The sequence below is a fragment of the Terrihabitans aquatilis genome (assembly GCF_052542005.1).
The window spans coordinates 982,680-1,004,868 of record NZ_JBOCUO010000001.1 but is presented as its reverse complement, the minus strand read 5'-3'; the positions used below and the strand labels follow the sequence as shown (position 1 = coordinate 1,004,868).

Sequence of the window (22,189 nt, the reverse complement as noted above, 5' to 3'; positions counted from 1 at the left end):
GACGAAGGACCGACCATGTTGCCGACATCGGGAAGAAGGTTGCCACGCAACCGGGCTGCAACCCGGATGCCATTTCGCGCCGAAGGGTCCCGCTCTCACGGGGCAATTTGTGCGCCGGAAAGTCCGGAATGAGGTGGTGCAGGTGGTGCAGGTGGTGATTGGCAAGCGAGAGCAAGGGGTTAGCTGTGCACCACCTTTGTTCTTCTCTTCAATCAAGGTGGTGCAGGTGGTGCAGTGGGAGGGCTGGCGATGAAAGAGCGGATCGACATTGAGTTGCTGCTGCAAGAGGCCTATGGGCGCTATCGGGTAGAGCGGGTGACGCCTGCGAAGGTGCTGGGCGTGGCGCGGCCCCTGCCGGCGCTGCGCTGCGCCGGGGCGGCCTTCATGGAGCTGGGCACGCGGATCGACACGTCCGGGCAGGCGGCAGGCATGCTGGCGGGCTTTGCTGAGGCCGGAGCCGTGCCGGCGGACATCGCGGACCTGCACGACCGCGTTCTGGCGCTGCCGGACGTGTTCCTCGACAACCGGCCGGGGCAGGGCGTGGAGATGTGGACGCACGAGACGGCAGAGGATGCAGGCGGGCAGATCGCCCGCGCCGATGGCGGGGCGTGGGTGCTGAGCCTGCCCGACCGCCGGGCGCGCGTGCACCAGGTGGTGACGACGGCGCTGGTGGTGGCCCATGCCAAGCTGGGCACGCGGCCGGACCCGTGCGAGGAAGGGGCGCGGGCCGTGCCGTTTGACACCGACAAGCGAGGGCGCGCCGTGGTGTGGGACCATGACGGGCGGCGCGATGCGATCTGCCCGGTGCGGTTCGATCCGCACCCCGACAGCGTGGCGCGCATGCGGGGCGAATATGCCGTATGGTGGGGCGCGCTGGCCGGCCTCGTGGCGTGTTTCGGGCGTGAGCCTCTGGCGCGGTTCGAGGTGTCGGGGCCGAAGGCCGCACGAGCGCCGTGGGCCGAATCAGCGGCTGTTGTCCACATGGATTTGCGCGGTTCTGTTCTGGCGTCTCAGAGAAACGCCTAGAGCCCGCTTGACTTGTCCAGAAGCTTGGTGCCTATTCGGTCACGGATAAATAGGAAACCCGCCCGGCGCGCTGCCGAGGCGGGTTTCTTCGTTCTTGCGGAGCCTCGTGGCGGGCATGGCGCGGCTTTCCGGTTTGAAATCGAGGCTGACCGCGCCGCCGCCTCTCGTGGGCGCGCCGCCGCCGAAGGATGAGGCCGAGCGCAGCCGGAAGCGGGATGCCTCGGCGCCCTGGCGGAAGCTGTACAAGACCGCGCGCTGGCAGAAGCTGCGGGCCGCCGTGCTGCTGCGGGATCATTACACCTGCCAGAACCCGCGCTGCCGCCGCTCGGCGCCTTCGCCTCAACTGGTCTGCGACCATGTCGAGCCGCACCGGGGTGATGAGGTGAAGTTCTGGGCCGGCCCGTTCCAGACGCTGTGCAAGTCATGCCACGACGAGGGCAAGCAGAAGGAAGAGCAGGCGAGCCTGCACACTCGGGGTGTGTGGGATTAGGTTGGAGTGCGTCGAAGCGATCAGTCAAAAGGCTGATAGGTCGTAGGTCTCCTGTGACTTACTGCCATCACCGTAGTCCTCAATGATGGTGACCTTCTTGCGATCTTGGGTGACTTGATAGGTAAGCTTCCCGTCCTCAGGTTTGGTCCGCCACCTTCCCTTGTCGCTGGCCCAGATTACCTGATTGCCCTCTAGCTTGCAGCGATACGACCAAAGCGTGCCATCGTCTCGGACATAGCTCATTGAGTAGATGCCGGCAGATGTGCCATCGATCTGGATGATGGAAGGGGAACGCCCCATCGTCTTCCCGATCGCTGCTTTGCAAATCTCAGCCGCACCAATGTTGGCAGCTGCCGCTTGCTGAGAAGCTAGAGCGAAAAGCGCCGCCAAAGTCATGAGTGATGTCTTCATGCTGCCCTCCGTGAGGGTCAAGGCAGCAGACGCACGTCATGGTGTCAATTGATGTACGGCGCGCGCCCGTCCGTAGTGGGAGGGGGCGGGTCTAAAGTCTGGAAGGCCCCTTCGGCCCGGACCCGCGTCCCCCTCATGCAGAGGTTTTTTTCTTGATGAGCGAAGAATTTGACCTCTTCGGGGACCCGGTGCCTGAAGGGCGGGGAAGCCGTGGCCGCCCCCCGCACGTTCCGACCATCGAAAACCGTAGACGGGTCAATATGTTAATGGCTCTTGGATGGGGCAACGAGCGCATCGCTGGGGCGCTACGCATTACTTTGCCAACCCTGCGGCGGCATTATTTTTCGGAGCTCAAGTTCCGGGAGGTCGCACGAGATCGCCTGGACATGCGGCGCGCCGAAATCCTTTGGAAGGAAGTCGAAGCTGGCAATGTAGGCGCGATGAGAGAATTCGACCGATTCCTCGAGAAAAGCGACCTCATGGAGTTCGGCCAGACACGCCGACCGCGAACGACACCGCCGGCAGTGCCGAGGCTCGGTAAGAAGGAAGCTGCTCTCGCTGCGGCGCAGAAGCCGGATTCAGGCTCGCCTTTGGGGCAGCTGATGGCGAGGCGTCAGCGCCAGGTGAACTGACGCATGTGGGATCTGTCGTGCCCGGATTGGGAAGACCGCATCCGCGGCGGGCGATCCCTCATTCCAGATCTGCCACTGTTCGAGAGCGAGGCGAGCCTTGGGCTCGAAATGTTCGACGAACTGCAGCTGCCCGATGTGCCTGGCACACCGAAAATGGCGGACGCCTGCGGGCCTTGGTTCCGTGACATCGTCCGTGTTGCTTTCGGCTCCTGGGACCCGGTGGCGAATGTCCGGATGATCCGGGACATCTTGGCGATGTTGCCGAAGGGGCAGTCCAAGACAACGTACAGCGCAGGGCTGCTGCTGACCGGCATGCTGATGAATCAGCGGCCAAGAGCAGAAGCCCTATTCGTGGCGCCGACGCAGGCCATTTCCGACAACGCCTATGACAAGGCGGTCGGCATGATCGAGTGCTCGAAGGATCTGAAACGGCGGTTCCGCACCCGAGACCACATCAAGACCGTGGTCGATCTCGCGAACGACACCGAGCTGCGGGTGAAGACCTTCGACGTCAACATCCTCACCGGAGCCATCCTGATCATGGCCATGGTGGACGAGATCCATCTGCTCGGACGCAACGCCCAGACGACAAAGGTTATGCGTCAAATCCGCGGCGGCCTGGAGAAGACGCCGGAAGGCCTGCTGATCATCACGACCACGCAGAGCGACGAAGCTCCGGCGGGCGCGTTCAAGGATGAGTTGAAGTTCGCCCGCAAGATGCGCGATGGCGAGTTCCGCGGCCGGGATGTCCGGCGGATGCTGCCGATCCTGTACGAGTTCCCTCGCGACATCGCGTCCGATCCGGACATGTGGAAGGACTCGGACAACTGGCCGCTCGTGATGCCGAACCTCGGCCGCTCGGTGCAATTGCCCAGTCTGATTTCAGACTGGAATTCCGAGCAGGAAAAAGGAGAGCACGCCGTAAAGGTGTGGGCCTCGCAGCACCTCAACATCGAGATCGGGGTGGGCATCTCCGACGATGGCTGGCGGGGTGCGGACTTCTGGGAGGCACGAGCCGATCCGACGTTGACGCTGGACGAGCTGATCCGCCGGAGTGAGGTGGCGGTCCTCGGCTTCGACGGCGGCGGCCTCGACGATCTTTTCGGCGTCTGCGTCATCGGCCGAGAGAAGGTCACGCGGCGCTGGCTGGTCTGGAACCATGCCTTCGCCCATCCGAACGTGAAGGAAGTTCGCAAGGACATCGCGTCGATCCTCGAGGATTTCGAGGCCGAGGGTTCGCTGACCTTTTGCGAGGTCTCCGAATATCTGGCGAAGATTGCCGACATCGCGGCCCGCCTCCATAAGCTGGGACTGCTGCCGGAAAAGGACGCAGTCGGTTTCGACCCGAACAACATCGCCGCGATGATCGATGAGCTGATCGTGCGCGGGATCGCAGACGAGATGTTGCGCCGTCTTCTCCAAGGCACGGCGCTCTCGCCGGCTCTATGGGGCCTGGAGCACAAGCTCAGCAACGACACGCTCAGCCATTCCGGCCTCGCGCTGATGAACTGGTGCGTCGGCAACGTGAAGGTCGAGGTCAAGGGCAACGGCAACATGGCGACGAAGCAAACTGCCGGCCGGGCCAAGATCGATCCGTTCGTCGCGATGCTGTGCGCCGCGATCCTTATGAGCTGGAATCCGGACGCCAAGGAGGAGGGGAGCTTGGACGATTACCTTGCGAGCCTTCAGGCGTCCTCGTGAACCTGCGTCAAAAGGCAGTCTACGGCTTGATGAGGCTTCTGCGATTGCAGGAGCCCTCGGGCTGGCGGGCTCCACATCAGGAGGGCTACTCCGGCGAGACGGTTACAGACAGCAGCGTGCTCGCGCTCTCTGCTGCCTGGGCCTGCGTCAATCTACTGGCCGGCACGATTTCATCTCTGCCTCTGATGGTCTACCGCACGGATGCCAAGGGCGTCCGCAAGGTGGCCCGCGATCACAGCCTCTATCGTATTCTCCACGATAGCCCGAATGCCGATCAGACGGCGGTCGATTTCCTCGAGTTCCTCACGGCCAGTATCGAGCTGCGCGGCAACGGGTATGCCGAAAAGCAAATGATCGGCAATCGGCTCATCGGTCTTGTTCCGATCAGCCCCGACAACGTGACAGTTCGCCGGCTTGAGAACGGCAGGCTAGAGTATCGCTGGACTGCTGATGGCAAGAGCTTCGTGCGATCGCAGAGCGAAGTGCTTCATATCCGCGGCTTTGGCGGCGCACCTGAGGGTGGCCTGTCCACGCTCGCATATGGTCGACATGTCTTTGGGCTTTCCCAGGCGATTGACAAATCGGCTGGCGCGACCTTCCGCAACGGCCTTCGTCCGTCAGTTCAAATCGGCTTTCAGGACTGGCTGACCCCCGAACAGCGCAAGGTGATCGAAGAGCTCGTCACCGAAAAGTACGCTGGGGCTTTGAACGCGGGGAAGCCCTTCATCACCGAAGGCGGCACCACGCTTTCGACGATATCGTTGTCGCCCGAAGACGCGCAGATGCTGGAATCGCGCGGGTTCTCGGTCGAGGAAATTTGCCGCTTCTTCGGCGTGCCTCCCTTCATGATTGGCCATACTGAGAAGACAACGAACTGGGGAACAGGCCTGTCGGAACAGACGCTCGGCTTTCAGAAGTTTACGCTCCGCCGCCGCCTGAAGCGCATCGAGATGGCGCTCGAAAAGCAGCTGCTGACGGCCGATGACCGGGCGGCCGGGATCACCATCGAGTTCAGCGTTGAGGGGCTGCTGCGCGGCGACAGCAAGGCGCGCGCCGAGTTCTATCGCACCATGACGCAGATCGGCGTGATGACCATCAACGAGGTGCGCGCACTGGAGAACATGCCGCCGGTTGAAGGAGGCGATGTCCCGCGCATGCAATCGCAGAACATCCCGATCACGGAAGCCGCCGGGATCGGACACAATGGCGGACCGTCGCTGGAGGATGCAGCATGAAAACCTTCGACCTCGGGCTTGAAGCCAAGGCGGTCGGCATTGTCGGCGAGTTCGAGGGTTATGCCTCGACCTTCGGCAATGTCGATCTCGGCGGCGATTCCGTGCAGCCGGGCGCGTTCATTGAGAGCGTGGTGAAGGCGAAGAGCGAACGCCGCACGATCCCCATGCTGTGGATGCATCAGCAGGATCAGCTGCTCGGCAAGTGGACCGACATCGCGGAGGACGCCAAGGGTCTCTACGTCAAGGGAAAGCTCAACCTCGCGACAAATCAGGGCCGCGAGAAGTATGAGCACCTCAAGGAAAACGAGATCGGCGGCATGTCGATCGGCTACCGGGTCCCCGCCGGAGGCGCCGAACAGGACGAGCGCCGTCGCGGCGTGCAGAACCTGGTCAAGCTCGACCTGCGGGAAATCTCGCTCGTGACAATGCCGATGAACATCGAGGCCCGCGTTACCGGCGTGAAGGCTGATATTCATGATTTGCGCGACCGACTTGCGGCCGGGGAACGGCTGAGCGAGCGCGAATGGGAGAGGTTGCTGAAATCTCAGCTCGACCTGTCCAATGCCGAGGCGGAGCGCGCCGTGCGCTTGCACCTCAAGGGCCAGGGGGAGCCTGGCAAGGGTCAGGGGGATCCTGACGACACGGCGAATGATGGCCTCGCCTTACTCCGCGCCCTGCGGGCCGGCTGAGGCTGACGCTCACCCCACTTTCAGGAAACCCGAACATGAAATCGAACCTGCACAATGCGGGCATGCGCTCGCGCGTCCTCGGCGCCGGCGGCCTCGCCTGGCTGGCGTCGTCTTTCGCCTTCCGCCATGTGGCTTTTGACCGGCCGAACGAGGGCAAAACCGCGCTCGAGCTCGCGACCGAGATCAAGGCCGAGCACGAGAAGTCGTTCAACACCGTCAAGGAGATCGCGGAAAAGGCGCTCGCGGAAGCCCAGAAGGGCATCTCCATGACCGAGGCGGAGAAGGTCAAGGCTGACGAAGCACTGACCAAGATGAACGGCCTTGCCGAGAAGCTCGCCGAATGGGAGCAGAAGGCGGCTCAGGCCTTCCGCGAGGGCGGCGCCACCGAGGAAAAAACGCTTGGCCAGATGTTCGTCGAAGACGAGAAGGTCAAGAGCTTCATTGGTCAGACCCAGCCGCGCGGCCGCGTGGACTTCCAGACCAAGGCGACGATCACGTCGGCGACGTCCAACGCGGCGGGCTCGGCTGGCGCCCTGGTCAATCAGACGCGCCTTCCTGGCATCATTGCCCCGCCTGATCGCCGCATGACGGTTCGCGATCTGCTGACGCCTGGCCGGATGGACGGCAACACCCTCGAATATGTTCGCGAGACGGGCTTCGTGAACAATGCGGGCATGGTGGCAGAAACCGCGCCGAAGCCGCAGTCTGACCTCAAGTTCGATCTGGTGAGCACGACCGCGAAAGTCATTGCGCATCACACCAAGGCATCGCGGCAGATCCTGGACGATGTTGCGCAGCTCGCTTCCTACATCGATGGCCGCCTGCGCTACGGGCTGGCCTTCAAGGAGGAGCTTCAGCTCCTGAACGGCGATGGCACCGGACAGAACCTGCTCGGGATCATTCCGCAGGCGAGCGCCTATTCGGCCCCGCTCAATGTCGAGAATCCGACGAGCATCGACATGATGCGTCTGGCGATGTTGCAGGCGTTTCTCGCGGAATACCCGGCCACCGGCCATGTGATGCACCCGACTGACTGGGCCTGGGTGGAATTGCTGAAGGATGGTGAAGGCCGTTACCTGATCGGCAACCCGCAGGGAGGCATTGAGCCCCGCCTGTGGAACCTGCCGGTGGTCACCACGCAGGCCATCTCTGTGGACAAGTTCCTGACTGGCGCCTTCAAGCTCGGCGCGCAGATTTTCGACCGCTGGCTGGCCCGTGTCGAAATCGCGACCGAGAACGAAGACGACTTCATCAGGAACCTCATCACAATGCTGGGCATACGCCAAATATGCCCAGCATTATCAATAGGTTAGATGCTGTATTTGCACGAGATGCGCGCAAATTTGCGTAACCGATGCGTACCAAAAAATACCAAGGATTTACAAAGCCTTACATTCATGAGCGGCACCGCCGTTGCGCAGCGTGTTGCGCAAGACGCTGCGCAAGAGGGAGAGCAAAGCCTGATGTCCGACGAACGTTCCGATCTCCTGTCTGGAGCGCCTGCTATCGCCGCATTTCTCGGGATCCCAGAAAGGTCCGCGCGTTATCGGATCGCTTCGGGGCAAATACCGACCTTCAAGTTTCCAGGGAGCACGACGATATGCGCGAATCGATCGACGCTCACAAAATGGATCGCGGATTGCGAAGCTGCGGCGCTTCGAGAAGCTGGCGGCGGACGCCGGCAGGATGGCGTTCAATGAGCGCCGCACCCGAAAGCCAAAATCGCGCCGAAGGGTCCCGCTCTCACGGGGCAATTCCGGAACATGCTTGCGAGGGTTGTGAGGGTTCCGAACGGGCGTCCGGGGGGCGTGGGGGTGCGGGGGCGGTTATAGCTGCCAGCCTGTTTGAGGGACAAGCCGTGCGCTTCTCCATCGTGGATGGTGAGCCGTGGTTCGTCGCGGCCGATGTCTGCGCGGCCCTCTCGATCAGCAAATATCGTGATGCGCTCGCCCGGCTCGATGCCGACGAAAGGGCGTCCACTATTACCGGCACCCCTGGCGGGCCTCAGTCGGTCGCGACCGTCTCGGAAGCCGGTGTGTTCCGGTTGATCTTCTCGTCTCGGAAGCCGGAAGCGGAACGGTTCAAGCGTTGGCTCGCTCATGAAGTGCTGCCAGAGCTGCGGAGAACCGGCCGCTACGGTGCGCCGGCCGCGATGCAGCCCGGAAGCCGTGACTTCTCGGCAGCCTTACGCGCCGTGAAGGAAGCCCGGATGCTCGGCGGCAAAAGGGCGGGTCTGGATGCGTGGGCCGCGTTCGGCTTGCCGACGATCCAGCCGGAGCTTGAGCCGGAACGAGCGGCACGCTCAAAGGCGCTTGCTGTGTCTGATGGCGGGGCGATCGAGCGCTGGTGGGGTGCGCGCCTCTCCGAAGGCTCGTCTCTGGCAGCGGAAAGCCGTTGGTTGAACCTGGTGGCCTGTGATCGGCTCTTTGCGGATTACTGGTCAACTGGCGATGAGAGAACGGCGGATGATCGCTCGTCGCGCACCGCCTTTGGCATGGGTCTCCGGCGTCTCGTGCCTCGCCTGCAACGCAGCCGCCGTACAGTGGATGGCTCTGCGGGGCGGGCCTGGTGCTATGAGCTGCCTGCGCTCGACGAATGCCGGGAGCATTTTCAGCGTGTCACCGGCCGCGCCTTGGCGTAACCTGTGATCCGACGCGGGAGAGAGACCTGTCTTAAAGGGGTAGAAGCCCTCTCCGCGTCCAAGTTGTCCAACCTTGAAAGCCGCTCCGGCGTGAGGTTGGACGCTGCAAGTGCTTGATTTTGCACGGAAGTCCAACCTGTCCAAGCTGTCCAACCTTGTTTCCTCGTGCGCGCGAGATGCGCTTATGAACGGGCAGGCGATTGGAGCGCGTGTTCTTCTCCGGCAAAGTCGAAAATAGGTTGGACAGCTTGGACAGGTTGGACACGAGCCGATTTGACAGGCTGGGGCTCTTGGTGCTGACGTTGCTGCCGGTGGCGTGGCTGATCGTGCACCACGTTCACCACCTCGCCGGGGCTCTGCTCCAAGGTGGTGATGTGGCAAGTGTTTGATGCACAACGCGTTTCACCACCTCCACCACCTTCACCACCTGTTTTGCCTCACGCGCGAACGATGCTCTGCCGTTTGGCGGGTCCATCCCGGTGAATTTTCTTGGGAAACCCAAACGAGGTGGTTAAGGTGGTGGAGGTGGTGATGAGCCAACGAGATCAATGGCTTAGCCGTGCACCACCTCTGAGTTTGTATTCTCCGAGGTGGTGGAGGTGGTGATCTGGCTGGCGGCTTGACCCCTCGGTTCCAGATCGATGAGGGCCAGTTAGATTTTCTCGCCCTTCGGCTCTTCTTTGCGCGCTGGTATTCTGGCGGGGAAGGGCCTGCGGCGGGCTGTGGTATGTATCCCAGCCCAGTGCCAGCCATCCTGAACGTCGCCGGTCACGTCCGCGCGTGGGCGCGAGATGCCAACCCACATCCCGCCTGGCTTCAAATCACCAGGAATGTTGGGGGCCTGGCCATCGAGGTGAGGATGCACGACGAGGTAGGCGGCCGAGGTCTTCTGACGCCACCTGTGCCAGGGCGTCCGAAAGCTCATGATTGCCATGTGGGTCACAGTCGTAGGAGTGTCGCCACGGTTCATTGCCGTGACGATCAATAGCCCTTCCTGATCTGGGTCGCCGTGCGTGCCCAGCAGTGTCATGTTCGGGGCAACAGAGATGCTGATGCGTGGGCCGCTCTCGATCCATCGTCGCAGTTCGAGCAGCAAGGCCGCCGTTGCCACAATCGCCGCATATGTCGCAACCCAAGCTTCTGCGTTCATCGGATCGCCTCCTAAGATGGGATCGAGAAGCATAGCGGGGGGCGGGTCAAAAGTCTGGAAGGCCCCTCCGGCGCGGACCCGCGTCCCCCTCATGCAGAGATTTTTTTCCGCTAATCTGAATTTCTGAGCCGGATTATTTCGGCAGCGCCGTGTCCCGCGCAGTAAGGGCATACAAAAACAAGCTATATCAATGAGTTAAGAGCGTGTGGCCGTGCCAGCCACGCGCTCTTTTGCGTTCCAACACGATTATTTTTCCTTACCCTTGGAGAGACTTATGACTAGCGATCACGAGCGCGAAATTCTGCTGGCTGAAACACTGGCCTTCCTCAGAGCGCAAGAGGCCGCCGGCCGTTCCCTCGAGGGCATCGTGGATGTCCTGTTTTCCTACGCCACTAGCCTGAGCAAGGATGTGCATGGCCACGAGGTGACGGCGGCTGTGCTGTGGAAGCTGGGCGCGACGAGCGAGCGCGAGGCGATGGAAGCCAAGGGCAACCTCGGCACGGCTGTTGAGCAGATGCACGCGAAGATCATCAACACGTTCGGAGCGCTAGCAGGGTCCGGGGTAACGGACGACGAGATCATGGACGGGTTCCTCGCCCTGACCGTGAGCTGGGGCCGCAAGCGCTACGGGTCGGCCTTCATGGCCGATCACCTCAAACTTCTGACCGACCGCATGGCCCGCGAAGCCGCCACGCCGAACGGCCTAAACTGAAGCTTGCGCTTCGAACGCTTCGCTGCCTATTTTGAAGCGTCCGAATCGGGACGCCATCAACGCGACGTTGAGGCATCACCCGAACGGCCACCTTCAGGAACCGGCGGGACGCCGGGCCGCGAAGCTAAACGGGCTCTCCGAGAGCCGGTGCTTTGACGTGCGAACGGTGGCCATGGATAACACCCGCTTCTCTACACCTCTGGAAATCAAGGTCGCGGCCGACGCAGGCGGCGGCGTGGTGGCCGGCTATGCCTCGACCTGGGGTGGCCCGCCCGACAGCCATGGCGATATCGTCGCCAAGGGCGCTTACCTCCGCACGCTCGCGGAGCACAAGGCCGAGGGCTCGCAGCCGCTGATGCTGTGGGCGCATGACCAAGCCGAACCTATCGGCCGCTGGACAGAGCTTCGCGAGGATGAGCGGGGCCTGTTTGTCCGGGGAACTCTCAACCTCGACACGGCGCGGGGCAGGGACGCTTTCGCTCATGTGAAGGCGGGCGACGTTTCCGGCCTCTCCGTGGGCTACATGCTCGGACCTCACGGCTTCAAGAGCGGCGGGAATGGAACCCGCATCCTCACAGACGTGGACCTGTTTGAAATCTCCGTTGTGGCGATCCCGTCGAACCGGCGGGCGCGCGTGCATCTCGAATCCAAGCGCGAGCTGGAAGAGCTGCTGACGAAATCCGGACTGCCGAAACAGGCAGCCGTCCGCATCGCATCGGGGGGCTGGCCGGCATTGGCCGGTGCCGATCCGGAAGAAGCCGCCCTGAAAATCCGCAACGCAGCGGCACGCATCACGCGCGCTGCCGAACTCCTGAGGAAAGCATGATGAGCACGCACGCAATGCCCCGTGGCCTGGCGGCCCTGATCGCCGCCGGTGCCCATATTCAGACGAAAGCCGAGCCGGATGGCCTGGACCTGATCACCAAAGCCATCGAGGACAACACAAAGGCGGCTGGCGACCGCTTTGCCGAGATCGAGAAGAAGGCCAAGGCGACCGACGCTCTCGTTTTCGACATGGCGCAGAAGATGGGGAGCAGGGAGAGCTATGGCGGTGGCATTCGTTCTCAAACGTGGGGCGAACAGTTCGCCCAGTCCGAACACCTTAAGAGCTTTGCCAGCGACTTCAGCCGGCCCGGTCGCATCCGTGTCGAGATGAAGAACACCATCACCAGCTCGATGGGGGCGGGCGGCGATCTGGCCACGCCGCACCGCGATGACATGGTGAACCTGCCGCGCCGCCGCATGACGGTGCGCGACCTTCTGCCGACCATCAAGATCACGAGCGGCAGTGTGGAATATCCGAAGCTCGTCGGCCGCGAGAACAATGCCGCACCGGTTGCGGAAGCAGCTCTGAAGCCGGAAAGCGGTCTTTCCTTCGAACTGGCGACCCTGCCGGTTCGCACCATCGCGCACTGGATTCCGGCTTCGCGCCAGATTCTGGATGACGCGCCTCAGCTCGCGGGCCTGATCGACAGCGAATTGCTGTACGGGCTCGAGCTGAAAGAAGAGGCGCAGCTTCTCAACGGCGATGGCACTGGCCAGAACCTTAGCGGCCTCGTGACGAACGCCAGCGCTTTTGTGCCGCCGTTCGCGCTCGCCACGGCCACGATGATTGACACGGTTGGCCTCGCGATCCTGCAGAATGCCCTCGCGGACCTGCCGGCCGATGGCATCGTGATGCATTCCAGCGACTGGATGCGCATTCGGCTGCTGAAGGACGCAGACGGGAACTACATCCTTGGCCCGCCCGGTGCGCAGGTGGAGCCACGCCTCTTCGGACTTCCTGTGGTGGCCACGCCGGCCATGGCCGTGGATCGTTTCCTCGTCGGCAATTTCGAGGCCGCTGGCACGGTCTATGATCGGTGGGAGGCGCGCGTGGAGGTGTCCACCGAGCACGCAGACTTCTTCACCCGCAACCTCGTCGCCATCCTCGCGGAGGAGCGCCTGGCGCTGGCTGTGAAGCAGGCCAAGGCGCTGACCTACGGCGCATTCGGCAACGCCGAGTGATGGCCGCCGCCGTCTCCGCACGCTCCCTCCGGCCGCATGACGGGCCGGAGGGACAGAAATGGCCCGGCGACGTCTACGAGCGCAGCCAGAGCGATGCCGTCCTTCTCACCTCAAAAAGGGTGGTTGAGGTCGTGGCGACAGCCCCGCGCAAGAAGCGTAAGGGCAACATTGCGGCTGTCTGAAAAGGCCGCTCGTTTTGAAATCGGGTGCCGAGTGATGAGGCTGAACCGGTCAGGCCAATAGCGAAAAGCCACCTCCCTGGCACCCGCGCGGCGACGCGTGTTCTTGAAGGGTCAAGGTGGCGAGACTGGAGTTAAGTTTCACACGGTCCTGCACCAAGCTGTGAGCGGTCCGTGTTGATCGGTGCCGGTGTTGCTGAGCGCGCAAGTTCAAATCGCGCTCGCTCCAAGCCGAGGCACACAAATGATGCCGGAAGCCAACTCCGGTCGGGATGCCGCAATTAAATTAAGAAATTTACTGGAAATACGCAAATTCCGCCGTTAGATCGTCCCATATGCTGTTGAAGAGGTCCTGACATGCTGCTGCGCTTCGCAGTCAAGAACCATCTTTCGCTCCGAAATGAGCAGGAACTTTCCCTTGTTGCGTCGTCGCTTAAGGATGACGAAAGCGGTCTGATCGAGGTCGAGAATGTAAGGCTTCTTCCGTCCATCGTTATCTACGGCGCGAACGCATCCGGAAAGAGCAATCTCCTCAACTCGCTTCAGTTCATGCGCAATGCCGTCGTTCATTCACACGAGCGAGGTAACGCAGGCGACGCTCCGGTTCGGAGACGTCCCTTCGCTTTAGACGGTGCGGCTCTTAAGCAGGAGTCGGAATTTTCAATAGATTTTATCGCTGACAATGTTCGTTATAGCTATGGATTCCGCTGCACCGATTCCGCATATACATCTGAATGGCTTTATCAATATCCAAACGGTCGATCTCAAATGCTGTTTGAGCGCGAGAAGGATGTATTTACGTTCGGGCGATCTCTTAAGGGTCGCAACAAAGTAATTAGCGATCTAACCAGGGATAGTGCTTTATTTGTTTCGGTTGCTTGGCAGAATAGCCACGATCAGCTTTCCGTAGTCGCTAATTATTTTGCGGCCACTTATGGAAAGGTTGGAAGTCAATCGTACTTTTACGGGCAAGAATACATTGATCCTCGGACAATAAAATATTTGAGTTATGTTGGTACGGGTATTTTTGATTACAGAACAGTCGAGGCAAAAATATCCGAGGCCACGAAAGCTTTCCAGCTCGGCTTTGTAAAGCTAGCGAAAGAATCCTTCGGTGAAACGTTTGAACCCCCGGACGTGGAAAAGAGGATCGAGCTAGGACATAGAGGTTCGACCGGCCTAGCGTACCTTCCTTTAGCTCGGGAGAGTTCAGGAACCAAGCGGCTGCTCGATATCTTGGGAGCGGTGTTCAACGCTATCGATGAAGGCACATTGGTAGTCATCGATGAGATAGATGTCAGTCTGCACACTTTAGCTTGTGAGGGCATCATTAATCTGTTCAAAGATAAGACTATAAATAAAAAAGGGGCTCAGCTCATCGCCACAACTCACGATACAAACCTACTTCGGTCGCCCTCATTGAGGCGAGACCAAGTGTGGTTTGCTGAGAAAAATGAGGTAGGTGAGAGCCATATTTATCCGCTCACGGACATTCATACTCGGGTTGGAGATAACTTGGAGAAAGGTTATCTTCAGGGACGATTTGGTGCGGTCCCCTTCTCGGCGGACCCGGCCTCGTGTTTCGGTGACGAATGGCTCCAAGACATTTCTCGAAGCTCGCTAGAAGACCGGCATTCCGACAGCCAAAACGGCGATTCATAGTTTACTGCGAAGGGCAAAACACGGAACCGCATTACTTTCAGGCTCTAATGGGGCGCTACCCAGGGTGCTTAGTGGAGCTGAAGTGTGTTGGTGGTTCCGGCGTTCCGTTCACCGTCGCGGAGAAAGCCGTGGAAAAACTCCGAGCGATCCGAGCCGCGAACCGTCGGCAGGAAAGAAGCTCATTCGAGGAAACGGATCAAGTTTGGGCCGTCTTTGATAGAGACGAACATCCTAAATATGATGAAGCGGTAAAGCTCTGTGAGGCACGTGGAGTAGGCGTTGCAAGGTCAAATCCTTGCTTCGAGCTATGGCTGATTTTGCACATAGAAGATTGTGAGCAGTGTGCAAGCCGTCATGATCTGCAAAATTATCTGAGAAAGATGCGTCCTGAATATGATCCAAATAAGTCAAAGACGCTAGACTTTGCTGCTCTGGTAACTTCCGTTGAAGATGCTGAGAAAAGAGCGAAGGTGCAACTTGCGAGACGGAAGCAAGATAGTAATCCGTTCGATCCACCTTCAACCTCAGTCGGAGAATTGACGTCGCGAATGAGAATGGCCGCGGAACGCTTCAGGGGCTAGCAAGACAAACTTGCGCCTCACGCAAAAGGCTGGCGACCTTGCGGCGCGCCGGCTCTGCGGGCATTGTGTCCGTGGGTGTGAGAACCCGGATCTGGAATAGACACGCGCTCCGATTGGCGTCGGGGGCGTGCGACGTGGATGGCTCTTGGCGGAGCCTGCCACAAGAAGCGGCGCCTTGGCGGGCGCGCTCAACCTGGCCTTTATGGCCGGGGGCGGTGCGCCATGTCCAGAGCTTAGCGGCTTAAAAGCGCGTCGACTTGTCTTCCAGGCAGGTTCTCACCCCCCGGCTGCCCGGTCTGTCACCGGGCGCGGCTGTGAGAAGCCGATACCTGGAAGCTTGAGTTATGATCATTCCCAGCATGATTGAGCCGGCCGGTGCGCCTGTCGGCATGAGCACGCTCGATTCCATCAGCGCAGCGATGGACCGCCTCGAAGCCTTGCACGCGGAAGCGGCGCGCGAGGTCGCGCTTCATGGGCATATCCGGGCCTATATCGAGGGCACGATAGAGCGGTTTATCGGCCTTCTCGATACAGCCGACGCGCCGTTCGAGGATCTTGAAGAGGGCGGTGATCTCGAGCCGAGCTTCGGGGCCTCCGAGGGTGGTCACCTAACCCGCTGGGGACATGGACCGATGCCTGGCGAGGATGAATGCGAGCCGGATCGCGACGACGAGGAGGACGATCCGCTCGAAGAGGATGACCACGGCGGCGGCGATGTCCAAGACGAGCCGCACGACATGCACGACGAGGGCGATTTAGAACCCTCGCTCGGTAGCCGCGATGCCGTGGTGAACCAGGGCGGCTGGGCTTTCAGCCACGGCCCATGGGGCTACGACCTCGAGCTCGAGGCGCACTGACGCACATGCCCGGCCGCACCGCACGGCCGGGCTTCTTTCGTTCAGCGAGGAGCAAAGACCATGGCCAGCGTTGCGAAGCGCGTGTGGGACTACAAAGGCACCGAAAGGTCAGCGTGGGTGGTTCGGTACAAAGAAGGTGACAAGCACCGGAGCCGCCAATTCGAGAGGAAGAAGGACGCCGACAGCTTCAAGCGCAAGATGGAGCGTGAGACAGAGGACGGCGTGCATGTTGCAAAGTCAGAAGGCGAGAGCATCGCGGACCTGTCCGAGAGCTTTTTGCGCATGCAAGAGCTGCGGTGGCAGGATGGCCGGATCAGCCGAGGGGCTTACAAGAACCTGCGGCAAGCAATCGATAAGTCTATTGTCCCCCATCTCGGGAAGCGCCTCGCGCATGAGATCACCGGCCCGGACATCGACGCCTTCTATGTGGGCCTCCGAAAGGAAGGCGGGCTGGCTCCCGTTACGGCGAAGGAGAGGCTGGTGAAGCTGGGGCAGCTCATGGACCACGCACGAAGCCGCGGGGCCATTCGCGTCAATCTCGTCCCCGAAGCCCTGAAGCGACTGCGTGGCGTCGTATCGCCTCCTGTCCGGACGTTCACGCCGGCGGAAGTGGAGAAACTGCTTCGCGCTGCTGAAATGCGGCGGAAGGGGCAACACCCAGGCACGATGCGGCTCGCACGGTGCTTCGTACACATCGCGGCATTCTGCGGCCTGCGTTATGGCGAGATCGCCGGGCTAACCGTGGACCGCATCAATTTCGCCGCCGGCGTGATCGAGGTCCGCCACAGCCTCGATAGCTGGGACAACCTCAAGGAGCCGAAAACGCGAGCGGGGCTCCGAGACGTGCCTATGCCGAGCCATGTTGCGGCGCTGCTTCGCGAGTGGCTGGCCTCCGACTATGTGCCGAACGATCGACGTTTGGCCTTTCGGGTGCGGCTCTCGCGAAGCGACAAGGGGGCGGGTGGGTTCATTCATCCCGGCAGCTTCCATACAGCCTATTGGCGTCCGCTTCTGGAATCCGCAGGATTGGAGGCTGAGGGAGACGAACGGCTGCATTTCCATGCTTTGCGCCACTTTGCTGCGAGCTGGATGATCCGAAACCTAATGCCACTCACGGACGTGGCCTCGCTCCTCGGCCACAAGCGGTTCGACATGACGTTGCAGGTGTATGCCCACCCCATCGTGGGCGGGAACCAGCGCGCCGCAATGTTCCAGAGCATGGCTGACCGACTTCTAAACAGTCCTCAGATCGAAGGCGTGGCGCACGAGATTGCGCAAGACGCGGCGGAATAACTCCGCAGCGTACGCAAGGCTTACGCATGAGCGCCTAAGCCGTTGAGAACAAACGCTTCGAAAATATCATCACAATGCTTTGCGAAGAGCGCCTGGCGCTGGCCGTCTATCGGCCGGAAGCCTTCGTGTACGGCGACTTCGGCCGCGTGGCCTGACCTGAAAACAATCAACAACGATGGGCGGCGCCCGCCCATCGTTCTGTCTCCTTGGAGGAATGCCATGTCGTTGAACACCTATGCCGTCAATCGTGGGCATGAAGGCGACCGCTTCTATCGAGAGGGTGAAACGCGCGACCTGGACGCCGGCCAAGCGACGCACCTTGTGAAGCTTGGTGTGCTTTCGCTGATCGGCCCTGCCAAGATGCCGACACCACAGCCGACAGAGACGGAACGGATTGCCGCGGATCTCACGCAAGCGCGGGATGACGCCGATGCCGAAATGGACCGGATCGCAGCCGAGGTCGTGGACGCTCGCGTGAATGCGGACACGGAAATCGCCCGCATCGCCGCCGAGGTGGTCGAGGCGCGAGCCAATGCTGACGCCGAAATCGCTGGTTTCGCAGCCGAGGTGGAGAACCGTCGCGTGAAGACTGAAGCGCCACCGGCCAACAAGCTGGAAGACGCCGGCAACAACAAGGGCGATGAATTGCCTCCGCTGGAGGCGAAGCATCGTGGCAGCGGTTCTTACTCGATCATGCGAGGCGATCAGGAGGTCGTCGAGAAACTGACGAAGGATCGGGCGGACGCTTTCAACAAGGCCGATGCCGCAGGAAAGCAGGCGATCCTGGCCGATCTTGGAAAAGGCGACTGACGATGACTCTTGTCGTCGTCGGAGTTCCGATCGTCGTTGTGACGGCTGCCCAGGCGCGGGCGTCGCGCATGTTCGAGGAATCCGACGACGACGCGTATATCGAGATGTTGCTGCGTGCCGCGCAACAATCCATCGATGGGCCTCATGGAACACTCGGGCGCGCGATCGGCGAGCAGGTGCTTGAATATGCATTTTCCGGGTTCACGCAGGGGTCTGGATGCGCAATCCGGCTGCCCATGCCAGACGCCAAATGCATCGTCAGCGTCACGTTCGGCGACGGCGATACGATCGCACCTGATCGATACGGTCTTGCAGATGGCGTGCTTTCACCAGCCCACGGGTTCTATTGGCCCGCAGGAATGATTCGCGTCCGTTATCGTGCTGGGTGGGACCAAGCGGATGTGCCGGAGCCGATCCGGATCGCCATCATCATGATGGCGGCTCAGCTTAAGAATATCGGGTTGGTTCAGCACGGCATCCGGAGCGAGACGGTAGACGGAGTGGGCCGCTGGGACTTTGTGCTCCCCGACGCCGCGGCGGCAGCAATCCGCAACGCCGCAGATGCATTGCTGCAGCCCTTTAAGGTGTACCGCGTATGACGCCCGGTCAGGCGCGCGCCACCTATCGGCGAATGCTGGGCAGGCGTGGCGAAACGATCTCCGTCCGGCGTGGCGGTAAGGAACACCCGGCTCTGGCCCGCGTCACCGGCTTTGCGCCGGAGGAGTTGGTCGGCGAGATACAGCAGGGCGACCGCAAGGTGATCCTGTTTGCCGAGGGCCTCGGCATCGAGCCGACTGACCAGGATGACCTGATTGTTCGCGGCTCTCGGCTTGCCATCAAAAGCGTGGACGACAGCACCCGCCGCGTGGCCGGCGAGCTGATCGCCTATGAGATCGTGGCGCGCGGCTGATGGCGCTTCGCACCCGCATCGATCCGATCGCGCGCGACATCGAGTTGCTGATCGCCGCCGATCTTTCGCCCGAGGCGCAGAGCCGTGCATTGGCAGCTTTCGCACGCGAGCAGCTTGCCGATGCCCAGACCACCAATGAGAAGGCGCTCGGCCGTGTGCCGCCGCACGTGACCTTCGTGGACGGCCAGCAGGGCGGCGATGTCGATCGTGTCCGGCCGAATGGCTCGGTCGTGTTCGAGTTCAGCCTGCTCGAGGAATTGTTCGAATGGATCGCCGATCAGCTCGTGCTGCATGCGCCGCAGCTTACCGGACGTTTTGCGGATTCGTTCCTGTTCCTCGCTGACGGCACCGAGGTCCCGACCGGGGCTCCGGCGCCTGAAGCCGGGGAATACGTGTTCATCAACACCCAGCCCTACGCTCGCAAAATCGAGCGGGGGCTGTCCGACCAGGCCCCCGATGGCGTGATGGAGGCCGTGGCAACTCTGGCCTCGAAACGGTTCGGCAATCTGGCCCGGATTCGCTTCAGTTTTCGTGCGCTGCGCGGGCTCGATACGCCCGATGATCGCCAACCCGCAATCGTGATCACGGTGTGACATGGCTTCTCTGGATGTCGTGAGCGCGATCGAGACCTATCTGGCCGAGCGCTGGACGGCCTGCCCCATCGTGGGCGCGCTGACGTCCCGTGATCGCCCGAAGAACGGCGCTGATTTTCTGGCCGTGCAATACCCGGTGGCGAACAGCGAGCAGCTGACCATCGGCGCGCCTGGCAACAATGTCTGGCGCACGGAAGGCGCGATCCGGCTGGTGCTGCACTTCGACCGGCAGACGAGCCGGGAAACGGCCCTGCAGCGGGCGGATGAACTGGCGGCGCTGTTCCGTGGCAAACACATCGGGCCGGTGCTGACGTTCGCTCCCAGCCCGCCCACGATCAACGATGACAATGACGACGGGCTTTATTTCCGGCTGTCGTTCGCGGTTCCCTACCAGCACGACCTGATCGGCTGACCAGCTTCAAGATGCCAATTGGCATCTTGCTCTTCACCCTCGCAGGAGACTTCCATGGCTTTCGCTTCCAGCAGCGAGGCGCGGATCGCGCGCGTCGTAGAAACGGCGTTCGGCATCACGCCGGCGACACCCACGTTCATCACCAGCCGCGTCACCGGCGGCGGCCTTCGGACCAACAAGGCGACGGCCACGTCTGACGAGCTGCGGGCCGATCGCAACGTGACCGACGAAGCCATGGTCGGGCAGGACGTTGCCGGCTCCTACCCGTTCGAGCTGAGCTACGGCAGCTTCGACGATCTGTTCGAGGGTGCCCTGTTCGGCGCCTGGAACAACAACGTCCTGAAGAACGGTGTCGCCCGGAAGTTCTTCACCTTCGAGGAAACGCTCGAGCTCGGCGCGACCGACAGTTTCTCGCGGTTCTCCGGATGCATGGTCAACACAATGTCCCTGGCGATCGAGCGGCGCGGCAAGGTCACGGGGTCGTTCGGCCTGATGGGCCAGAAGGAGACTTTGGCGAGCGCGATCGTCACCGGCGCGACCTACACGCCGGCGAGTGCCGAGCCGATCATGAATTCCTCGTCGCATGTCCTGGCGCTCAACGTCAGCGGTGCGGCCGCCCAGCCGAAGGTCGCGAACCTCAACTTCGAGGTGAACAACGGGCTCCGGACGCGCGCGATCGTCGGCTCGCTCTATTCCGAGGAGTTCGGCGCCGGTCGCTGCGAGGTGACGGGCACGCTGGAAGCCTATTTCGAGAGCAACGAGCTGTATCAGCGCGTGCTCGACCACGGCGGTGGCGCTCTGTCCGCGACGATCGGGGCCGCGGCCAACAAGAAGTATGCCTTCCTGTTCCCGAAGATCATCTTCGGCGATGGCGCCCGGCAGATCGGCGGCAACGGCGACGACGTCATGATGTCGATCCCTTGGCGCGCCGTGTTCGATCCTGCCGAGGCCTGTTCGATCAAGATCACGAGGGCCGTCGCATGAAGACGGTCCACATCCTCGAACCCTTCACCGGATATCCGTCCGGCAAGAAACGTGCCTTCGCCAAGGGCGAAGAGCCGGAGCTGCCGAACGATTTCGCCGACCTCATTGTCAAGAAGGGTCATGCCCGTGAGCTGACGCTTGGCGATAAGCCAGCGACCAAGAGGGTTGGCGAATGAGCGCGTCGCTTATCTCCCTCATCCGCGAAATCGCAGCCGACACCGGCGATCGGTCCGACGAAGAGATTGCCGAGGATCTGCGCGCCCAGCTTCGCGCTGAGATGACCGAGATTCAGGCGAGTGGCGTGCAGCAAACGATCACCATCGCATTGAACCCCGGAACCTATTCTTCGGAAACCCTCGAGCAGCTGTTCAAGCAGATCAACGATGGTCTGCGGGATGGCGGCCCCTTTCACCAGTGACAAGGACACAGCATGAAACTGTCGACCATTAAGACCGACGACACCCGCCGCCAAACGGGCGATTGGGTGCGCAATATCCCGGAGATGGGAGATCTGGAACTGAAGGTGCGCGGTGTCGGCAACGACGATTACCGGCGGCTTCAGGATAAGCTCATCCGTGAAGTCCCACTGCATGAGCGGCGCACGGGCCTTCTTCCCGCCACGCAGGATCGCGTCACTGTCGAGCTTCAGGTCGAGACCCTGCTCGAAGACTGGCGCAACTTCACCGACGATAACGACAAGCCGATTCCGTTCACGAAGAAGAAGGCTCGCGAGTTGTTGGAGGATCCCGACTTCATCATGTTCCGGGATGCTGTGGCCTACGCTGCGACGGTGGTCGCCGAGATCCGCGACGAGGCGAAAAAGGCCGACGTCCAGGACTGACGAACGCCCTGCGCTGGGAACTGGCGTGGGGCGAGCATGTTGCTTTCCTCGAGGAGCTGGCGGCGGAAGGCCCGACGCCGCAGGCGCTGCGCGAACAGCCCGAGCTTCCCGAACATCTGTTCTCGCTCTGGGACGCCTTCCACGAGCTCTCGACCGACCGGCAGATCGGCATGGCCGGCGCCGGTCCCATCATGTTCTCGTCGATCGACCGTTATGCCTGTCGGTTCGGCATCGAGGGCGATGATTTCGACCTGCTGGCCTCCGCGATCCGCGCCATGGATGCGGAATGGCGAGAACATATGGCGCGGCAGGGAAAGACGAAACCATGAGGTTTCGCCCTACGATGGGGCGAAACCCTGGAAGGCAACCATAT

At 61.5% G+C, this 22,189-nt stretch carries 30 protein-coding genes; 27 read left to right on the top strand and 3 right to left on the bottom strand.

All coding sequences use genetic code 11. The features are described 5' to 3' along the window. Positions 1 to 249: 249 nt before the first annotated feature. On the top strand, positions 250 to 1,026 hold the full coding sequence (locus ACQ6S1_RS05135; protein ID WP_445040063.1) for a hypothetical protein: 777 nt from the start codon (positions 250 to 252) through the stop codon (positions 1,024 to 1,026). A 115-nt stretch (positions 1,027 to 1,141) separates the two neighbouring features. Continuing rightward, on the top strand, positions 1,142 to 1,516 hold the full coding sequence (locus ACQ6S1_RS05130; protein WP_445040062.1) for an HNH endonuclease: 375 nt from the start codon (positions 1,142 to 1,144) through the stop codon (positions 1,514 to 1,516). Positions 1,517 to 1,540: 24 nt separating this feature from the next. Here the strand turns inward: ACQ6S1_RS05130 and ACQ6S1_RS05125 are convergent, their stop codons facing one another. Then, positions 1,541 to 1,927: a hypothetical protein gene (locus ACQ6S1_RS05125; RefSeq protein ID WP_445040061.1), complete on the bottom strand. Its 387-nt coding sequence runs from the start codon at positions 1,925 to 1,927 to the stop codon at positions 1,541 to 1,543. Between the two features lie 155 nt (positions 1,928 to 2,082). On the opposite strand from ACQ6S1_RS05125, the gene ACQ6S1_RS05120 reads away from it, so the two are divergent. The 7 genes from ACQ6S1_RS05120 to ACQ6S1_RS05090 all read left to right on the top strand — a co-directional run bounded on the left by ACQ6S1_RS05120 (position 2,083) and on the right by ACQ6S1_RS05090 (position 8,825). After that, on the top strand, positions 2,083 to 2,559 hold the full coding sequence (locus tag ACQ6S1_RS05120; RefSeq protein ID WP_445040060.1) for a hypothetical protein: 477 nt from the start codon (positions 2,083 to 2,085) through the stop codon (positions 2,557 to 2,559). Between the two features lie 3 nt (positions 2,560 to 2,562). Further along, the gene (locus tag ACQ6S1_RS05115; RefSeq protein ID WP_445040059.1) at positions 2,563 to 4,260 is read left to right on the top strand and encodes a terminase large subunit; all 1,698 of its coding nucleotides are present in this window, start codon (positions 2,563 to 2,565) and stop codon (positions 4,258 to 4,260) included. Beyond that, a complete protein-coding gene (locus ACQ6S1_RS05110; RefSeq protein ID WP_445040058.1) occupies positions 4,257 to 5,495 on the top strand; it encodes a phage portal protein in 1,239 nt (412 codons plus the stop codon). The genes ACQ6S1_RS05115 and ACQ6S1_RS05110 overlap by 4 nt, the downstream gene beginning before the upstream one ends. Beyond that, positions 5,492 to 6,184, top strand: coding sequence for an HK97 family phage prohead protease (locus ACQ6S1_RS05105; protein ID WP_445040057.1), 693 nt, complete (start codon positions 5,492 to 5,494; stop codon positions 6,182 to 6,184). Before ACQ6S1_RS05110 ends, ACQ6S1_RS05105 begins: the two co-directional genes overlap by 4 nt. A gap of 35 nt (positions 6,185 to 6,219) precedes the next feature. After that, entirely contained in the window at positions 6,220 to 7,497 is a 1,278-nt protein-coding gene (locus ACQ6S1_RS05100; protein WP_445040056.1) for a phage major capsid protein, read from the top strand. Next, complete coding sequence (locus ACQ6S1_RS05095) at positions 7,498 to 7,884, top strand: hypothetical protein (protein WP_445040055.1); 387 nt, start codon at positions 7,498 to 7,500, stop codon at positions 7,882 to 7,884. A gap of 158 nt (positions 7,885 to 8,042) precedes the next feature. After that, positions 8,043 to 8,825, top strand: coding sequence for a BRO-N domain-containing protein (locus tag ACQ6S1_RS05090; protein WP_445040054.1), 783 nt, complete (start codon positions 8,043 to 8,045; stop codon positions 8,823 to 8,825). Between the two features lie 652 nt (positions 8,826 to 9,477). Here the strand turns inward: ACQ6S1_RS05090 and ACQ6S1_RS05085 are convergent. Beyond that, a complete protein-coding gene (locus tag ACQ6S1_RS05085) occupies positions 9,478 to 9,975 on the bottom strand; it encodes a hypothetical protein (protein WP_445040053.1) in 498 nt (165 codons plus the stop codon). Positions 9,976 to 10,249: 274 nt separating this feature from the next. Here ACQ6S1_RS05085 and ACQ6S1_RS05080 point away from each other — a divergent pair, with 274 nt between their 5' ends. The 8 genes from ACQ6S1_RS05080 to ACQ6S1_RS05045 all read left to right on the top strand — a co-directional run bounded on the left by ACQ6S1_RS05080 (position 10,250) and on the right by ACQ6S1_RS05045 (position 17,266). Further along, positions 10,250 to 10,687, top strand: a complete 438-nt coding sequence (locus ACQ6S1_RS05080; RefSeq protein WP_445040052.1) for a hypothetical protein — start codon at positions 10,250 to 10,252, stop codon at positions 10,685 to 10,687. Positions 10,688 to 10,859: 172 nt separating this feature from the next. Then, positions 10,860 to 11,513 carry an HK97 family phage prohead protease gene (locus ACQ6S1_RS05075; protein ID WP_445040051.1) on the top strand — a complete coding sequence of 218 codons (654 nt, stop codon included), beginning with the start codon at positions 10,860 to 10,862 and terminating at the stop codon, positions 11,511 to 11,513. Beyond that, positions 11,510 to 12,694: a phage major capsid protein gene (locus ACQ6S1_RS05070; RefSeq protein WP_445040050.1), complete on the top strand. Its 1,185-nt coding sequence runs from the start codon at positions 11,510 to 11,512 to the stop codon at positions 12,692 to 12,694. The genes ACQ6S1_RS05075 and ACQ6S1_RS05070 overlap by 4 nt, the downstream gene beginning before the upstream one ends. Continuing rightward, a complete protein-coding gene (locus ACQ6S1_RS05065; RefSeq protein WP_445040049.1) occupies positions 12,694 to 12,876 on the top strand; it encodes a hypothetical protein in 183 nt (60 codons plus the stop codon). The genes ACQ6S1_RS05070 and ACQ6S1_RS05065 overlap by 1 nt, the downstream gene beginning before the upstream one ends. 354 nt (positions 12,877 to 13,230) lie before the next feature. Then, positions 13,231 to 14,535, top strand: a complete 1,305-nt coding sequence (locus ACQ6S1_RS05060) for an AAA family ATPase (RefSeq protein WP_445040048.1) — start codon at positions 13,231 to 13,233, stop codon at positions 14,533 to 14,535. Beyond that, on the top strand, positions 14,466 to 15,116 hold the full coding sequence (locus tag ACQ6S1_RS05055) for an RloB family protein (RefSeq protein WP_445040047.1): 651 nt from the start codon (positions 14,466 to 14,468) through the stop codon (positions 15,114 to 15,116). The genes ACQ6S1_RS05060 and ACQ6S1_RS05055 overlap by 70 nt, the downstream gene beginning before the upstream one ends. A gap of 344 nt (positions 15,117 to 15,460) precedes the next feature. Then, positions 15,461 to 15,973 carry a hypothetical protein gene (locus ACQ6S1_RS05050; RefSeq protein WP_445040046.1) on the top strand — a complete coding sequence of 171 codons (513 nt, stop codon included), beginning with the start codon at positions 15,461 to 15,463 and terminating at the stop codon, positions 15,971 to 15,973. A gap of 60 nt (positions 15,974 to 16,033) precedes the next feature. Then, entirely contained in the window at positions 16,034 to 17,266 is a 1,233-nt protein-coding gene (locus ACQ6S1_RS05045; RefSeq protein WP_445040045.1) for a tyrosine-type recombinase/integrase, read from the top strand. 20 nt (positions 17,267 to 17,286) lie between these two features. Here the strand turns inward: ACQ6S1_RS05045 and ACQ6S1_RS05040 are convergent, their stop codons facing one another. Further along, a complete protein-coding gene (locus tag ACQ6S1_RS05040; RefSeq protein ID WP_445040044.1) occupies positions 17,287 to 17,460 on the bottom strand; it encodes a hypothetical protein in 174 nt (57 codons plus the stop codon). Between the two features lie 25 nt (positions 17,461 to 17,485). Between ACQ6S1_RS05040 and ACQ6S1_RS05035 the strand changes: the two genes are divergently transcribed. The 10 genes from ACQ6S1_RS05035 to ACQ6S1_RS04990 are packed head-to-tail and all read left to right on the top strand — an operon-like array spanning position 17,486 to position 22,145. Then, entirely contained in the window at positions 17,486 to 18,076 is a 591-nt protein-coding gene (locus ACQ6S1_RS05035) for a hypothetical protein (protein WP_445040043.1), read from the top strand. 2 nt (positions 18,077 to 18,078) lie between these two features. After that, positions 18,079 to 18,675 (top strand): hypothetical protein, encoded by a 597-nt coding sequence (locus tag ACQ6S1_RS05030; protein WP_445040042.1) that lies wholly within the window; start codon positions 18,079 to 18,081, stop codon positions 18,673 to 18,675. After that, entirely contained in the window at positions 18,672 to 18,986 is a 315-nt protein-coding gene (locus ACQ6S1_RS05025; RefSeq protein ID WP_445040041.1) for a hypothetical protein, read from the top strand. The genes ACQ6S1_RS05030 and ACQ6S1_RS05025 overlap by 4 nt, the downstream gene beginning before the upstream one ends. Next, entirely contained in the window at positions 18,986 to 19,579 is a 594-nt protein-coding gene (locus ACQ6S1_RS05020) for a hypothetical protein (RefSeq protein WP_445040040.1), read from the top strand. The genes ACQ6S1_RS05025 and ACQ6S1_RS05020 overlap by 1 nt, the downstream gene beginning before the upstream one ends. A 1-nt stretch (position 19,580) precedes the next feature. Then, positions 19,581 to 19,991, top strand: a complete 411-nt coding sequence (locus ACQ6S1_RS05015; RefSeq protein ID WP_445040039.1) for a phage tail terminator-like protein — start codon at positions 19,581 to 19,583, stop codon at positions 19,989 to 19,991. Between the two features lie 54 nt (positions 19,992 to 20,045). Further along, positions 20,046 to 20,975, top strand: coding sequence for a phage tail tube protein (locus ACQ6S1_RS05010; RefSeq protein ID WP_445040038.1), 930 nt, complete (start codon positions 20,046 to 20,048; stop codon positions 20,973 to 20,975). Then, entirely contained in the window at positions 20,972 to 21,151 is a 180-nt protein-coding gene (locus tag ACQ6S1_RS05005) for a hypothetical protein (protein WP_445040037.1), read from the top strand. Before ACQ6S1_RS05010 ends, ACQ6S1_RS05005 begins: the two co-directional genes overlap by 4 nt. Next, positions 21,148 to 21,393, top strand: a complete 246-nt coding sequence (locus tag ACQ6S1_RS05000) for a hypothetical protein (RefSeq protein ID WP_445040036.1) — start codon at positions 21,148 to 21,150, stop codon at positions 21,391 to 21,393. Before ACQ6S1_RS05005 ends, ACQ6S1_RS05000 begins: the two co-directional genes overlap by 4 nt. Before the next feature lie 12 nt (positions 21,394 to 21,405). After that, positions 21,406 to 21,816, top strand: a complete 411-nt coding sequence (locus ACQ6S1_RS04995) for a phage-derived protein YdaY family protein (protein ID WP_445040035.1) — start codon at positions 21,406 to 21,408, stop codon at positions 21,814 to 21,816. Beyond that, a complete protein-coding gene (locus ACQ6S1_RS04990; protein WP_445040269.1) occupies positions 21,813 to 22,145 on the top strand; it encodes a phage tail assembly chaperone in 333 nt (110 codons plus the stop codon). Before ACQ6S1_RS04995 ends, ACQ6S1_RS04990 begins: the two co-directional genes overlap by 4 nt. Positions 22,146 to 22,189: the final 44 nt, after the last annotated feature.